At 59.0% G+C, this 14,040-nt stretch carries 13 protein-coding genes; 5 read left to right on the top strand and 8 right to left on the bottom strand.

Translation table 11 applies throughout. The features are described 5' to 3' along the window. Positions 1 to 33 precede the first annotated feature (33 nt). The 3 genes from purH (at position 34) to GOB86_RS03640 (ending at position 2,788) form a co-directional block, all read left to right on the top strand. Entirely contained in the window at positions 34 to 1,611 is a 1,578-nt protein-coding gene (gene purH, locus GOB86_RS03650) for a bifunctional phosphoribosylaminoimidazolecarboxamide formyltransferase/IMP cyclohydrolase (RefSeq protein WP_165991026.1), read from the top strand. Between the two features lie 119 nt (positions 1,612 to 1,730). Further along, complete coding sequence (locus tag GOB86_RS03645; protein ID WP_165991025.1) at positions 1,731 to 2,489, top strand: OB-fold nucleic acid binding domain-containing protein; 759 nt, start codon at positions 1,731 to 1,733, stop codon at positions 2,487 to 2,489. Between the two features lie 122 nt (positions 2,490 to 2,611). Continuing rightward, on the top strand, positions 2,612 to 2,788 hold the full coding sequence (locus tag GOB86_RS03640) for a DUF1328 domain-containing protein (RefSeq protein WP_025826588.1): 177 nt from the start codon (positions 2,612 to 2,614) through the stop codon (positions 2,786 to 2,788). Between the two features lie 103 nt (positions 2,789 to 2,891). Here the strand turns inward: GOB86_RS03640 and glyS are convergent, their stop codons facing one another. Together glyS and GOB86_RS03630 are read right to left on the bottom strand one after the other, a co-directional pair. Then, positions 2,892 to 4,952 (bottom strand): glycine--tRNA ligase subunit beta, encoded by a 2,061-nt coding sequence (glyS, locus tag GOB86_RS03635; RefSeq protein ID WP_165991024.1) that lies wholly within the window; start codon positions 4,950 to 4,952, stop codon positions 2,892 to 2,894. Between the two features lie 4 nt (positions 4,953 to 4,956). Continuing rightward, positions 4,957 to 5,841, bottom strand: coding sequence for a glycine--tRNA ligase subunit alpha (locus GOB86_RS03630; RefSeq protein ID WP_165991023.1), 885 nt, complete (start codon positions 5,839 to 5,841; stop codon positions 4,957 to 4,959). A gap of 233 nt (positions 5,842 to 6,074) precedes the next feature. Here GOB86_RS03630 and GOB86_RS03625 point away from each other — a divergent pair, with 233 nt between their 5' ends. Beyond that, complete coding sequence (locus GOB86_RS03625) at positions 6,075 to 6,836, top strand: DUF2076 domain-containing protein (protein WP_165991022.1); 762 nt, start codon at positions 6,075 to 6,077, stop codon at positions 6,834 to 6,836. A 101-nt stretch (positions 6,837 to 6,937) separates the two neighbouring features. Here GOB86_RS03625 and GOB86_RS03620 read toward each other — a convergent pair whose 3' ends face one another. The 4 genes from GOB86_RS03620 to GOB86_RS03605 form a co-directional block, all read right to left on the bottom strand. Then, entirely contained in the window at positions 6,938 to 7,450 is a 513-nt protein-coding gene (locus tag GOB86_RS03620) for a helix-turn-helix domain-containing protein (protein WP_165991021.1), read from the bottom strand. Between the two features lie 135 nt (positions 7,451 to 7,585). After that, on the bottom strand, positions 7,586 to 9,256 hold the full coding sequence (lnt, locus tag GOB86_RS03615; protein ID WP_242012486.1) for an apolipoprotein N-acyltransferase: 1,671 nt from the start codon (positions 9,254 to 9,256) through the stop codon (positions 7,586 to 7,588). Positions 9,257 to 9,341: 85 nt separating this feature from the next. Next, positions 9,342 to 10,187 carry a GNAT family N-acetyltransferase gene (locus GOB86_RS03610; RefSeq protein WP_165991019.1) on the bottom strand — a complete coding sequence of 282 codons (846 nt, stop codon included), beginning with the start codon at positions 10,185 to 10,187 and terminating at the stop codon, positions 9,342 to 9,344. Further along, a complete protein-coding gene (locus GOB86_RS03605) occupies positions 10,184 to 10,675 on the bottom strand; it encodes a transcriptional repressor (protein ID WP_165991018.1) in 492 nt (163 codons plus the stop codon). Before GOB86_RS03605 ends, GOB86_RS03610 begins: the two co-directional genes overlap by 4 nt. A gap of 161 nt (positions 10,676 to 10,836) precedes the next feature. Between GOB86_RS03605 and GOB86_RS03600 the strand changes: the two genes are divergently transcribed. Beyond that, positions 10,837 to 11,121 carry a sulfurtransferase TusA family protein gene (locus GOB86_RS03600; RefSeq protein ID WP_165991017.1) on the top strand — a complete coding sequence of 95 codons (285 nt, stop codon included), beginning with the start codon at positions 10,837 to 10,839 and terminating at the stop codon, positions 11,119 to 11,121. A gap of 49 nt (positions 11,122 to 11,170) precedes the next feature. Here the strand turns inward: GOB86_RS03600 and rho are convergent, their stop codons facing one another. Both rho and GOB86_RS03590 read right to left on the bottom strand, forming a co-directional pair. Further along, positions 11,171 to 12,469 carry a transcription termination factor Rho gene (gene rho, locus GOB86_RS03595; protein ID WP_165991016.1) on the bottom strand — a complete coding sequence of 433 codons (1,299 nt, stop codon included), beginning with the start codon at positions 12,467 to 12,469 and terminating at the stop codon, positions 11,171 to 11,173. A gap of 249 nt (positions 12,470 to 12,718) precedes the next feature. Continuing rightward, the gene (locus tag GOB86_RS03590; RefSeq protein WP_165991107.1) at positions 12,719 to 13,867 is read right to left on the bottom strand and encodes a magnesium transporter CorA family protein; all 1,149 of its coding nucleotides are present in this window, start codon (positions 13,865 to 13,867) and stop codon (positions 12,719 to 12,721) included. Positions 13,868 to 14,040: the final 173 nt, after the last annotated feature.

Here is a 14,040-nt window from a genome sequence, read left to right as displayed (position 1 = left end):
CATTACGTTTTTTGCCGTGCGAAAGGTCCACCCATGAGCCAGACGACGCTTCCTATCCGTCGCGCCCTTATTTCCGTATCTGATAAAGCCGGTCTGCTTGATCTGGCCCGTGCCCTTGTGGCGCAGGGGGCGGAAATCCTGTCCACGGGCGGTTCCGCCAAGGCCCTGCGCGATGCCAGCGTGCCAGTTACGGAAGTGTCGGATTACACGGGTTTTCCCGAAATTCTGGATGGTCGGGTTAAAACACTGATGCCCAAAATCCATGGGGGTATTCTTGGCCGCCGTGACCTGCCTGCCCATGTGGCGCAGATGAAGGAACACGGCATTGGTCCGATCGATCTGGTCGCGGTTAATCTGTACCCGTTTGAAAAAACGGTCGCCTCTGGTGCTGACGCCGAAACCTGCATTGAAAATATTGATATTGGCGGTCCGGCCCTGATCCGTGCTGCCGCCAAAAACCACGCGCATGTGGTGGTGCTGACAGACCCGGCCCAGTACGAAGGGCTGATTGATGCACTGGGCGATGGTGGCACCACGCTGGAGACACGCCGGTTTTATGCCGGTGCGGCCTATGCTCGGACTGCTGCGTATGACGCGGCCATTGCGGCATGGTTTGCAGCGCAGGCGCAGGATGCGTTCCCCGAGCGGTTTGCCCTGGCTGGCCAGCGGGCCGAAATCCTGCGGTATGGTGAGAATCCCCACCAGCAGGCCGCATTCTACCGCGATGGCACCACCCGCCCCGGTGTAGCCACCGCTGTGCAGGTGCAGGGCAAGGCGCTGTCTTATAACAACATCAACGATACGGATGCCGCTTTTGAAGCCGTAGCCGAGTTTGATGAGCCCGCAGTGGTTATTGTCAAACATGCCAATCCTTGCGGGGTTGCGGTTTCTGGCGATCTGACGACCGCATGGGATCAGGCACTACGGTGCGACCCGGTTTCCGCCTTTGGGGGGATTGTTGCCCTGAACCGTCCGTTGGACGCAGCAACGGCGGAAAAAATTTCCACAATCTTTACCGAAGTCATTGTAGCCCCCGATGCAGCGGAAGATGCCAAGGCGCTGCTGGCGCGCAAAAAGAACCTGCGCCTGCTGCTGACAGGTGGTCTGCCTGACCCGACCGCTGCTGGTACGGTTGTGCGTTCGGTCGCGGGGGGCTTTCTGGCTCAGACGCGTGATAACGGGCGGGTCGCCCCCGATGCCCTGAAGGTTGTGACCAAGCGCGTTCCCACGGAACAGGAAATGCAGGATCTGATCTTTGCCTTCCGCGTGGCCAAGCACGTTAAATCCAACGCCATTGTTTATGCCAAGGATTGTGCAACGGTGGGTATTGGCGCGGGGCAGATGAGCCGCGTGGATTCCGCGCGTATTGCTGCCAGCAAAAGTGGAGAAGCCGCAAAGGCTGCTGGCCAGTCCACACCGCTCACGCAGGGGTCGGTTGCGGCGTCCGATGCGTTCTTCCCCTTTGCCGATGGGCTGGAAACCATTGTGGCAGCAGGCGCGACCGCAGTTATTCAGCCCGGTGGTTCCATCCGCGATGATGAAGTGATTGCCGCAGCAGATGCCGCGGGAATTGCCATGGTGTTTACTGGTATGCGTCATTTCCGCCACTGACGCGCTTTTCCCGCTCTTGCGGGAATGGCCCTAAATGGCAGACTATGGCCACGAGTCTCACGCATTGCCGCGCCCTGCCCGTGTTCGGGTGGGGTGCGCCTGTCCTTAGTGGTTGTTTCATGCGCTCTTTGCTTAGTTTGTCTGCTCTGATTCTGGCATCTTCCGTTGCGGTGGCAGCCCCCGCCCATAAGGAGGAGCCAACCCAGAGCACCACCTTTGCCTCCCGGCAGACAACAACGGAAAAACAGGCGACAGGCGTGTATGACCTGTCGGTCCTGCCGGTGTTTACGGGGAGTGTGGTGCAGTTCCTGCCCGCACCCCATGGCGGCATTGTTGGTTTTGTGCTCAATGATGGCACGCAGGTTTTTGTCTCCCCCGAACAGGCTCATACATTTGCGGGCCTGATCAAGGTGGGCGACAAGGTGAATATTCGCGGGATCAAGGGACAGGTCCTGCCGATTATCCGCGCGTTCAGTGTTTCCAGCCCGCGTGGACGTACCGTGCAGGACAGCTTTATTGAAATGCCGCTGCACTCCCCCGAAATGATCGCAGGTCCTGACCTCGTACTCCACGGTGAGGTCTGGATGCCTCTGTACGATGCTGGGGGCCACCTGAGTGGCGCTGTGCTCAAGGACCATTCGGTCATTTACCTGTCTCCGCGTGAGGCCGGGCGTGTGGCCAGCCTGTTACAGGCCGGGCAGACGATTTACGCGGTTGGTGGTGGCAGCAGTGGTGATCTGGGCATCGCGATTGATGCGCGTGAGATTGGACCGGCTGCGGACAAGCTTATTGGCATAGCAGTTGGCAATGTGCCTCCGCCCGGTCCTGCGCCGGGGAGCCCGGGTTATGACCTTATTCCCGGAGCTGATGAGCACTGATCGCCAGAACACAAAGTGTCATGCCAAAATGGCGACCACAGAACCGTGGTCGCCATTTTGCGTTAAACCCTCATGGGATCATGAAACACTCATGGCATGAGCGTGGATGACGGGAGGCCATAATGGCGTTGATACGGTGGATTATTGTTTTTCTTATTTTTGCTCTTCTGGCTTCCCTGTTCGGATTTAGCGGTGCTGCATCCGGGTTTTCGGAAATAGCCAAGGTGTTGCTGTTTGTTTTTGTTGTGTTGCTGATTATCAGTCTGTTTTTTGGCGGGCGTTCGCGTTCGGGACCATAAAAGCGCAAAGGGTTCGTACGGTCTGACCGTGCGAACCCTTTGCTTTGCAACTCAGGTTTTTATATCCCCCATTTTTCCGGAACCGGAAGGTGGGGGATTTTTTTTAGCCTTCAATCTGGCTGAAGTCGGCAATCAGCCGCATCATGCGCACAAGGCGGGACAGGAGTTTAAGCCGGTTCTGGCGTAGTGCAGGCTCTGGTGCGTTCACCGTCACGCCTTCAAAAAAGCGATCAAGGGGTTTGCGCAGGCTGGCGGCAGCGCGCATGGCATCGGCAAAGTGCTCGGCAGCAAAAGCCTGTTCCACGGCTGGTTCCACCGTTTGCAACGTGGTGTAAAGCGCCCGCTCTTCATCCTGAGCGAACAGGGCGGGGTCTGGCGCGCCCTCATGCGGGCCATCCTTTTTGTCCTCAATGCGCAGAATGTTGGCGGCACGGCGGGTTGCCGCCAGCAGGTTCTTGCCGTCTTCGGTTTCCAGCATCGTCTGCAACGCCTGTGCACGGGCGAGCAGGCGCACAATGTCCGTATCTTCATTATCGACCGAGATTGCTGCAAGGCAATCATGCCGTGCCCCTTCGGCACGAACCTGCACGCGCAGGCGCTCGGCAGTAAACTGGGGCAGCAGGGCCAGATCGGGTGCATGGCGCAGGGGTTCGGGCAGAGCCTGTGCGGCCAGCACAAACAGTTTGGCCAGATCCAGCCGTAGCCCGTTTTCACGGATCAGGCGGATAATGCCAAGGGCTGTACGGCGCAGGCCAAACGGGTCGCCCGAGCCGGATGGTTTTTCGCCCGCGGCAAAAAAGGCGGTCAGCATGTCAAACCGGTCCGCAAGGCCCAGCACGACGGAAACAGGGGCCACCGGCACCTCATCCCCCGGGCCGCGGGGGGTGTAATGCTCGCTAATAGCCTGAGCTACATCGGCATGTTCGCCGTCATGGCGGGCATAGTAACCGCCCATGACACCCTGCAACTCGGGGAATTCCCCAACCATGCCGGTCGTCAGGTCGGTTTTGCTCAATTCTGCCGCGCGTTCACACTGGTTTCTGGGTGCGCTGGTCATGTCGGCCAGAAGGCCTGCAAGGCGCACCATGCGCCGGGTACGGTCCCCCTGTGAGCCAAGTTTGGCATGGAAGGTAATGCTGTTCAGCCCTTCCACGCGGGAGGCAAGGCTGTGTTTGCGGTCAAGGTTCCAGAAGTGCCGTGCATCGGCAAAGCGGGCGCGTAGCACACGTTCGTTCCCGCTAACAACCAGCGTGCCATCATCGGTGGGAATAATGTTGGCTACAAAAGCAAAACGTGGAGCTGCCGAGCCATCGCTGTTACGCAGGGCAAAGTAGCGCTGGTTGACGCGCATGGACACCTGCATGACCTCGGGGGGGAGGTCCATGAAGATGGGGTCAATCTGACCAAGGAAGGGCACGGGCCATTCGACAAGCCCCGCCACTTCGTCCACCAGCCCGGCATCGGGCACAATGCTCAGCCCTTCGGCCTGTGCAAGGGCGTTCAGCCCCGTTGTAATGCTCTGGCGGCGTTCGGCGGCATGCACCATCACATGGCGTTCATGTAACCCCTGCTGCCATTGCGCGGCACTGGTCACTTCCATTGCGCCGGGGTTGAGGAAGCGGTGTCCCTCGGTCTGGTTGGAAGCATTCAGGTTGTGGCCGTTATCTTCCGCCGTGGCCATCGAGAATGGTACAATCTGGCCATCTAGCAGGCAGATGATCCGTCGCAGGGGGCGTACCCATGTCATGGCGTTACCAGCACCCCAGCGCATGGATTTGGGCCAGGGGAAGCGGCGCAGCAGGTCGGGCATAATGGCGGCAATGTGTGCTGCGGCCCCAATCGGGGCTTCCTCACGTTCGAGCATCCAGAAGCCGTTTTGCAGGGTTAGCGCATCCTTGCTCACACCATGCTTGCGGGTAAAGCCTTCCAGTGCTTTTTCCGGCGCACCCTCACGCGGGCCACGTTCGGAAACAGTGCGGCCGGGCACCATTTCGTCCAGATTCAGGGAGGCGGCAATGCGGCGCGGGCCCGTGTAGCTTCTGGCATCGACCGGGTTGAGTGGGGCCAGTGCCTCACTGAGCAGGCGGAGCAGGGTATCCCCTGCCTGTTGCTGCATGCGGGCTGGAATTTCTTCGGAAAAAAGTTCAATCAGCAATTCGGGCATGGTCTTATTTGTCCTCGCCTGCCAGCCAGGTTTCGCAACACAGTTTTGCCAGTGTGCGCACCCGGCCAATATAGGCCGCGCGTTCGCTTACGCTGATGACGCCGCGCGCATCAAGCAGGTTGAACAGATGGCTGGCTTTCAGGCACTGGTCGTAGGCGGGCTGGGCAACGCCTGCCTCGGCAAGGGCCACACTTTCCTTTTCCGCATCGCTAAAGTGCTGGAACAAAAGGTCCGTATTGGCCAGTTCAAAATTATGGCGCGAGTAGTCCTGCTCGGCCCGCAAGAACACGTCGCCATAGGTCAGGCCCGCGCCATTGTAGTCCAGATCATAAACATTCTCGACACCCTGCACATACATGGCCAGACGTTCCAGCCCGTATGTCAGCTCCGTGGAGGGCAGGGTTACGGGAATGCCGCCAACCTGTTGGAAGTACGTAAACTGCGTAACTTCCATACCATCGCACCAGACCTCCCAGCCCAGCCCCCAGGCACCTATGGTCGGGTTTTCCCAGTCATCTTCCACAAAGCGGATGTCGTGCTTGTCGGGGTCAATGCCGATGGCGCGGTAGCTGTCCAGCAGGAGCTTCTGGCTTTCCTCCGGAGTGGGTTTGAGCAGGACCTGATACTGGTAGTAATGCTGGAGGCGGTTTGGATTTTCTCCATACCGGCCGTCGGATGGCCGGCGGCAGGGCTGCACGTAGGCGGCCTTCCAAGGCTTGCTCCCCAAAGCCCGCAACGTGGTGTGGGGGGAAAGTGTGCCAGCACCTATTTCCTGATCATAGGGCTGGAGAATGGCGCACCCCTGTTTAGACCAGAACTGGTGCAGGGTCAGGATAAGATCCTGAAAGGAAAGGGGCCGCTCTGTGGGGCGGGGAGACGCCGGGTCCATGATAGGGATGAAACTCCGCAATATGACGGTCAGGTTGAATGTGCGCAGGGCACGCTTGGCCACACCATACAGCCCCGCGCGCCAGACCGAAAGAGAAGGCGGGCCTTATGGCAGGGTTTCCTTCGTGGCGTACTCTCTTGTAACAGGCTTGTGGGCGCGCCACATCTTGGCCAGAGTGTTCTGGCACAAAGCTCTGGTGCTGTAATTGGCCCGTCAGGGCGGGAAGGTATGGAATGACAAACGAAGAACGCGACCTTATTGAAAAATTTATGGCCCGTGTTGGCGGTGCTGCTCAGGGCGGCTTTGGCAGCGTGCCGGGGAGCCAGCCCAACCTGCCTGCAATTGACCAGCAGGCAGACCAGTTTATTGCGCAGGAATTCCAGAAATACCCCGAAGCCCGCTACCGCGTGACCCAGATGGCCGTGGTGCAGGAAGCCGCACTGGTGCAGGCGCAGAATCGGATACAGCAGCTTCAGTTCCAGCTCCAGCAGGCGCAGCAGGCTTTGCAGGCTGCCCAGCAGCAGAGCAATGCCGGGCAGCAGAAGTCGGGCGGATTTTTTGGTGGTCTGTTTGGTGGTGGCCAGTCCGCCCAGCCGCAGTCTGCCCCGCCTCCGGGCTGGGGTGGCCGGCCAGCCATGCCTCCGCAGTACCAGCCGCAGCCCATGCCCTATGGCATGCAGCCTTCCTCCTTTTCTGGTGGGTCGGGCTTTTTGGGCAGTGCGCTTACAACGGCCACGGGTGTTGCTGGCGGCATGCTGGCGGCCAACGCCCTGACCAGCCTTTTTAGCGGCCACCATGATGGCGGTATGGGGGATGGCGGCATGGGTGGTGCAACGACCAACGAAACCATTGTGAACAATTACGGAGACACAGGGGCAGACCCCTTTGCCGGAGCCGGTGTGCAGGCCGATCAGGGGTTTGACGCAGGTGGTGGCGATTGGGGCGGAGATGCCGGTGGCGGAGACTGGGGTGGTGGAGACGATCAGAGCTTCTGATCTTCGTTTTTTTCCAAAACGGTCAATGCCAGAAGGGGCGGTACGCAAGTACCGCCCCTTTTTATGTATGCTGGATGGAACTGGTGGGGAGGTGTCTGTTTTCAGTCCGGAGTGCTGGCGCGCGCCATGGACTGGATGAGGTCCAGCATTTTCTGCCGTAAAGCCTTGTCCGGTATCTGGTAATAGGCGCGGACCAGATCCAGCGTTTCTTTTCTGGCCAGCAGGCTCTGTTCGTCCGTCATGGTCTGCATGGCGGTGGAGGCTGGCGGAATGGGGGAGGGGGCAGGCGCGCCAAAAGGTTTGCGTGTTTCGGCAAAGCCTCTGTTGGTCATGCTCCCTGTAGGGGAGGGTAGCATATCATCAAAAAAGAAGCTGATGGGCACGTCCAGTGCGGTAGCAATGTCATACAGCCGGGACGCGCCAACCCTGTTGGTGCCACGTTCATATTTTTGAATTTGCTGGAACGTGACCCCAAGCGCCTCCCCCAGTTTTTCCTGCGATAGTCCCAGCAGTGTTCTGCGTAGCCGGATACGTTTGCCAACATGGGCATCTATCGTTTCGGCATGGGTGGATATCGTGGAGGCTGGATCCGTCAGAGGCTCGGTTTTGCTCACGACTGGGTTTTTTCCCGCGGCTGTGAAGGCTGGAACAGGTGGACGGATAACATGTAATCTTAACGTTTCATAAAGGAAAATTGGTAATGTTCCAGAAAAACGTTGGATAATGCCACCATAACAATGCCTCCCTTTTTAGGGCTGTGTTGTGCTGTTGGGGGATTGCAGGCGGTTACGGCGGGGTATGCAGGCCAGCGTCAGGAGCATAACGCACAGGGCCAGCGGAATGGATTGTCCCATCAAGCCAAACAAGGTTGGCGGAAGTGAGGCAGGGAGTGCCACGGTGAGTACTCCAGCCTTGCCCCAGCCCAGATGGTCCAGCATATGGCCCATACCGTCATAGGCGATGGAAATACCGGTATTGGCGGCGCGAGCCACGGGAAGCCCCTCTTCCACCGCGCGCAGACGCACGGAGGAAAGGTGCTGGCGTGGGCCAGCACTGTTCCCGAACCATGCATCATTCGTCACATTGGCCAGCCAGCGGGGGCGGTCATGCCGATCAACCACATCGCCTGAAAAAATAACCTCGTAACACACAAGGGGACCAACGGCGGGAATGTCGGCCAGATGCCACGTCTGTGGCCCCGGCCCTGCCGCCATGCCACCCTGTGGCACAATCTGGAGGGGAATGAACGGCGGTTGATATTCGCCAAAAGGCACAAGCCGGGCTTTGTCATACACAGCCTGTATGGCCCCGTCCGGGGCCAGAGCCACAACGGAGTTGCGGTAATGCCCGCCAGTATCCATGCGCAATGCGCCAATAATACCCGCATCTGCCCCAACGGCCCATTCCATAATGGCCTGCCGTGCCCGCGGGCTATCCTGTATCAGGTCGTAACCGGGAAAAGATGTTTCAGGCCAGAGGAAAACAATGGGCCGGAAGTGCTCCCCCGGCTTGCGCTGTGTGGTCTGCAACGCCTGTGCGGCCTGCACGCCCTGTGCGGTCAGCCCCAGGTAACGCATGAAAATATCTCGCGGGGTCTGCCGTCCGATTTTTTCGGATTCAGGCACATTCCCCTGCACGATCACGGCAATGGGGCCGGGCTCACCTGTTGGATGGACTGTGCAAAGCCGTAAACCGCCAGCCGCACACCAGACAAGAACACCCGCCACCGAACAGGCAAAAACACGCAGGCGCAGGAAAGACAGGCACGGAGCCGGTGTGCTACGGGGCACAGCTATTTGGCTGGCCCAGCGCGCCAGAGGTGTTTGTTCAAGCAAGGTTGCGCCACAGAGCGTGGACAGCAGGATCAGGGCAAGGGTCAGGCCATCTTCTCCCACCCATGCGGCGGGCTGGATAAGCAGACTGCCCACAGAACCGGGAATGGCAAAGCTGCTGCCTAGCGCGTTCCACGTAAAACCACTGAAGATGAACGTGCGCCCCATATCAAACAGGGTCCACAGGGCGGCAAAAGCGCTCAGGCGGCGCATGCCAGCGGGCAGAAAAATGCACAATGCGGCAGGTACGGCCACAGTGGGGGCCAGAATAAGCGCGCAGCCAAGGGAGGGAAACGGGACAAACCACCAGAACTCATCCGCGCGAATGAGAACTGCGTTGACCAGCCAGTAAAGACCGGCGGTATAAAACCCGAACCCGAACAGAGCGCCCGCCCATGCCGCGCGCCGCCAGCTCTGGGTTGTGTTGAGTATATGCCCGAACAGCCCAAAGGTCAGGAGCAGCACAGGGAGAGCGTGAAGAGGCGGTAATGCCAGAGTGGATACACCCCCCAAGCCCAGCAGGAGAGCAGCAAAACTGAGAGTTGCCCGTTTTGGACAAAAGCGGGACAACACGGTTTTTGGGGGCATTGGGGCGCTCATGGCACAGGCGGGACGCCCGCCCGCCTGATGGATTCGTTAAAAATCAGGGCAGCAGCCTGCCGCCGTGCGCGACTTAGTCCAGAGCATCGCGCAGGCGGCGTTCGTAATGACGGTAGTATTTGTCCGCCAGAAGTTCGCTTTTAACCAGAATGGCAACGTCCGTGGTGTTAAACTGCGGGTCAATAACCGCGCCATCCCCCACATAACCGCCAAGGCGCAGATACCCTTTGATAAGGGGCGGCAGGCCGACAAGGCAGCGGCGTACGTTCAGCGTATGCGGGTCCGTGCGCAGCATTTCAACCCGGCGGCTTTCCAGTGCGCTAACACGCAGGGCGGGGGGAGCCAGATGGTTGTGGTAGAGATAGGTCAACTCATCCGCGATCTGGTCCGGGTCTGTGCAGGGCAGGCTAGCGCAGCCAAACAGCAGATCAATGCGGTGCAGGAAGATGTAGGAGGCAATGCCGCGCCACAAAAGCTGCATGGCCGCCCGGCCACGGTAGTTCTTGTCCACGCAGGAGCGCCCGACTTCGAGCAATCTGCCGGGGAATTCCTTGAGCGGGGTAATATCGTATTCGTTGGAGGAGTAGAATCGCCCGATCTTTTGGGCCGCATCGCCCTGCACAAGGCGATAGGTCCCCACAACACCGCGTGCGTCCGAGGCAATGGCGTTGTCGATGACCAGAAGATGGTCGGCAACACTGTCAAACTCGTCAATATCACGCTTCAGGCGCAGGGTTTCGGCGCTGGGGTGGGCTCCCATTTCCTCGTAGAAAACGCGGTAGCGAAGGGCCTGGGCCGCATCGCGCTCATCGTCTGTTTCGGCAATGCGGACACTCAGGCTACCGCCATGCAGTTCGGGAAAGCGAGACCGGTCCAACTCCAGCGCCGAAAGGCCGCCCGTGGTTTGTGTGGAACTCATGTCTGGTCTCCCTTGCGGCGTGAACGGGGCGTTGTTTTGCCGGAGGAAGCATTTGCGGGCTGGCGTTTTTTACCAAACAGCTCCAGCCGCATGGAGACAAACTCGAATCCAAGTCGGTCCGCCACCTTCATCATGAAGGCCTCATGTTCCGGGTCCTCAAACTCGATCACTTTCCCGTTATCAACGTCGATCAGGTGGTAATGGTGCCGACCATGTTCTGTTGCTTCGTATCGAGCACGTCCGCCGCCAAAGTCCCGGCGTTCCAGAATGCCTTTTTCCTCAAGCAGCCGCACCGTGCGATACACGGTTGCCACCGAAATGCGGGAGTCCAGCACTGCCGCACGGCGGTACAGTTCCTCCACGTCCGGGTGGTCGTCTGCTTCGGAAAGAACACGTGCGATAACGCGCCGTTGTCCGGTCATTTTCAGGCCGTGTTCGATACACAGCTGCTCAATCCGTGATTCTGCCGCTTGTACCTTCAAGGTCACAAACCCTGCCTAGTGTTATCATCTCTGCGTTCGTCTTTCAGGTAGCCGAAATCAGAGGTGTTTGTCCAATTTTACACCATCATACAGTTTTTTTATGGTGTGTATGCCTGTCTGTATGATGCTGGCCTGTCGTTTTTCCCCTCGAAAGGAGGAAAGTCTGCATGAATGATACCCTGATGCCGGGACGGGAGGACGGTACCTGCCCGGCGGTTCTGGATATTACAGGGGAAAAATGCCCCATGACATTTGTTCGCACCCGTCTGGCGCTGGATGTGCTGCCACCGGGTAGTCTGCTGGTGGTGCGCCTGATAGGCGAGGAGCCGCACCGCAATGTCAGCCGCTCCGTGCAGGCGTTGGGCAACATCATTCTCGCCGATGTGCCCCAGCCTGATGGTAGTGTGCTGCTGACGATCCGCAAAAAGGAGGCCGCATCCGCTTCAGCCTGATAGAGGTTTAAGCAAATGCGGCCTGCTCCAAGGGCTAACTGTAGTTAGTCTAGTTGTTCATGGCTTCAAAGAAGTCATTGTTCGTTTTGCTGTATTTGAGCTTGTCGAGCAGGAAGTCCATGGCGTCCATGGTGCCCATGGGCGCCAGAATCCGGCGCAGCACCCACATTTTGGACAAGGTGGAACGGTCAACAAGCAGTTCTTCCTTACGCGTGCCGCTCTTGGTGATGTCGATAGCGGGGAAGGTGCGCTTGTCTGCCAGTTTGCGATCAAGGATAAGCTCGGAGTTACCCGTGCCCTTGAATTCCTCAAAGATCACTTCGTCCATGCGGCTGCCAGTGTCGATCAGGGCGGTGGCGATAATGGTCAGGGAGCCACCTTCCTCAATGTTACGGGCCGCACCAAAAAAGCGCTTGGGCCGCTGCAGGGCGTTGGCGTCCACACCACCGGTCAGCACCTTGCCCGATGAGGGCACGACCGTGTTGTAAGCACGCGCCAGACGGGTAATGGAGTCGAGCAGGATCACCACGTCGCGCTTGTGTTCAACAAGGCGTTTGGCTTTTTCGAGCACCATTTCGGTTACCTGCACGTGGCGGTGTGCCGGTTCGTCAAAGGTGGAGGCAATAACTTCGCCGCGTACGGAGCGGGCCATGTCCGTGACTTCCTCGGGCCGTTCGTCAATGAGCAGCACGATCAGGAAGACTTCGGGGTGGTTGGCCGAAATGGAGGAGGCAATGCTCTGGAGCATGACCGTTTTGCCCGAACGCGGGGGGGCGACGATCAGGGCGCGCTGGCCCATGCCAATGGGGGAGACAAGGTCGATCACCCGTGGGGTGAAGTCCTTCTGGGCTCCCTTTTTGTTTTTGTCGCCCTTGGGTTCGGGGGCTGTGGCCTGACTTTCCACTTCCATCTGCAAGCGGCGCTCGGGGTAGAGCGGGGTCAGGTTATCAAAGTTGATCCGGTGGCGAACCGCGTCGGGAGACTCAAAATTGATCGTGTTGATCTTGAGCATGGAGAAGTAACGTTCGCCATCCCGTGGGGCGCGAATCTGCCCTTCAACCGTATCCCCCGTGCGCAGGCCAAAGCGGCGGACCTGTGTGGGGGAGATATAAATATCATCCGGGCCGGGGAGGTAGTTGGATTCGGGCGCACGCAGGTATCCAAACCCGTCATGCATGATCTCAAGCGTGCCTTCGCCATAAATGGCCTGATCATTGTCCGCCAGTGTTTTGAGGATGGCGAACATCATGTCCTGCTTACGCAGGGAGGACGCGTTTTCGATATTCAGGTCTTCAGCGCAGGCCAGAAGGTCGGCTGGGGACTTGGCCTTGAGTTCCGCAAGATGCATCTAGAAATGCCCTGACTGGCAAGAGAAGTTCAAAAGGGGAAGGTCACGGGTCGTTCCATGCACGGCAGAGCCGGTCGGGGGGACCGGAAAGCAAGCATGCCTGATAAGACATGTCCGAGCCAGAAGGAACCTGACGGGAGGGATACCGCTGGGCAGGTGAAGTCAGCCAGCGTCTGGGGGCGGATGATACCTGCGGCGGATTTGATCGTCAACACAGGATATGGGGCATGGCGCGGTTGTGCGCGGGGGCTACTTGATGCCCCCGAGCCAGCCTTTTTTCCAGAACCAGAGCAGGGGCAGCACAATGGTCGTGGCCATGAGCCCGAGCGAGTACCAGTAGCCAAAAGACCAGTCCAGTTCCGGTATGTATTTGAAATTCATACCATAAATGCCAGCAATCAGGGTTGGCGCCACCCCAATGAAGCTGACCACGGTCAGCACCTTCATCACCCCGTTCTGTTCAATGTTGATGAACCCCAGTGTTGCATCAAGCAGGAACTCCACCTTGTCCTGTGATTGGGAGACATAGGCATCGAGCGAGGACAGGTCATGGCTGACCGATGTTATGCGCGCGCGCAGAACGCCAGACAGGGCATAGGCTGCGGTGACCTTGCCGTCTTCATCCGGTGCGGGGGTGGCAAGGGATGTGGGGGGGGATGAGCGGGGCGTGCACAGGGCAACCCCCGTGACCGGAAGGGAGGATGCGGTTTTCCGGCTTTCACTCAGGAACAGGGCTATGCGTTCCATCCCCAGTAGTGTGTCCCGCATGCGCGAGCACAGATTGCCTGCCTCTCCCACCCGCTGGAGCAGGTTGCGCTGCCACACGGCCACGTTGCGGATGGGGGTCTGTTGCGTGCGTGCGCGAAAAATATCGTGCGAGAGGGTATCGAGCAGGTTGCCCATGCTTTCCAGAATATCGGCCAGTCGGTCCACAATGGCTTCGATCAGCGCCACCAGTATTTCCCCCGAATGGAGCAGGGTTTCGTGCTGGGGGGGGATCTCGGTTGGCGGGGGTTGTGTTGTCTGGCGATCGGGCGTGGTGTGCGGGGGCGGCATGGCGGAGGCCACACAGTCCGCCACAAGCTGGGCGACCGTCTCGAACGCCAGATAGAACTGGAAGCGGATGGTAAAGAGCCGTTTTTCGGTCAGGATAAAACCGACGGGCATGGTCTGGAAGTCCGACCCGCTCTTGCGCAGCAGGGGGGAGGACAGAAAAGCCGCTCCATTGCGCACGCTGATGCGGGAGGAACTTTCGATGGCACTCAGGTCATCAAGTGTGGGAATGGGCTGGCCGCAGAGTTTTTCCGCCAGTTCCAGTTCCTGTGGAGTGGGGTTGAGAAGATCCAGCCATACAGCGTTTTTGGCATCGTCTTCCGTTTCAACGGCGCGAGCAGGCATACCGGGCCTGTGGGCCAGAAACATGCGATTCTCCCAGTTTTTGCCCTGTGGGCACGCGCACCTGTATTCCGGTTCTGGCGGTTGCCCCCCCCCGGAGCATGTGCGTGGCGTAAGTATGACGCCTTTGTTCGGTTTATGGCAAGATGACTGCACGGGACCGTGCAATGCGGTAG

The organism is Acetobacter lambici (assembly GCF_011516885.1).
Classification (GTDB): domain Bacteria; phylum Pseudomonadota; class Alphaproteobacteria; order Acetobacterales; family Acetobacteraceae; genus Acetobacter; species Acetobacter lambici.
This window is presented reverse-complemented; position numbering and strand designations above follow the sequence as displayed.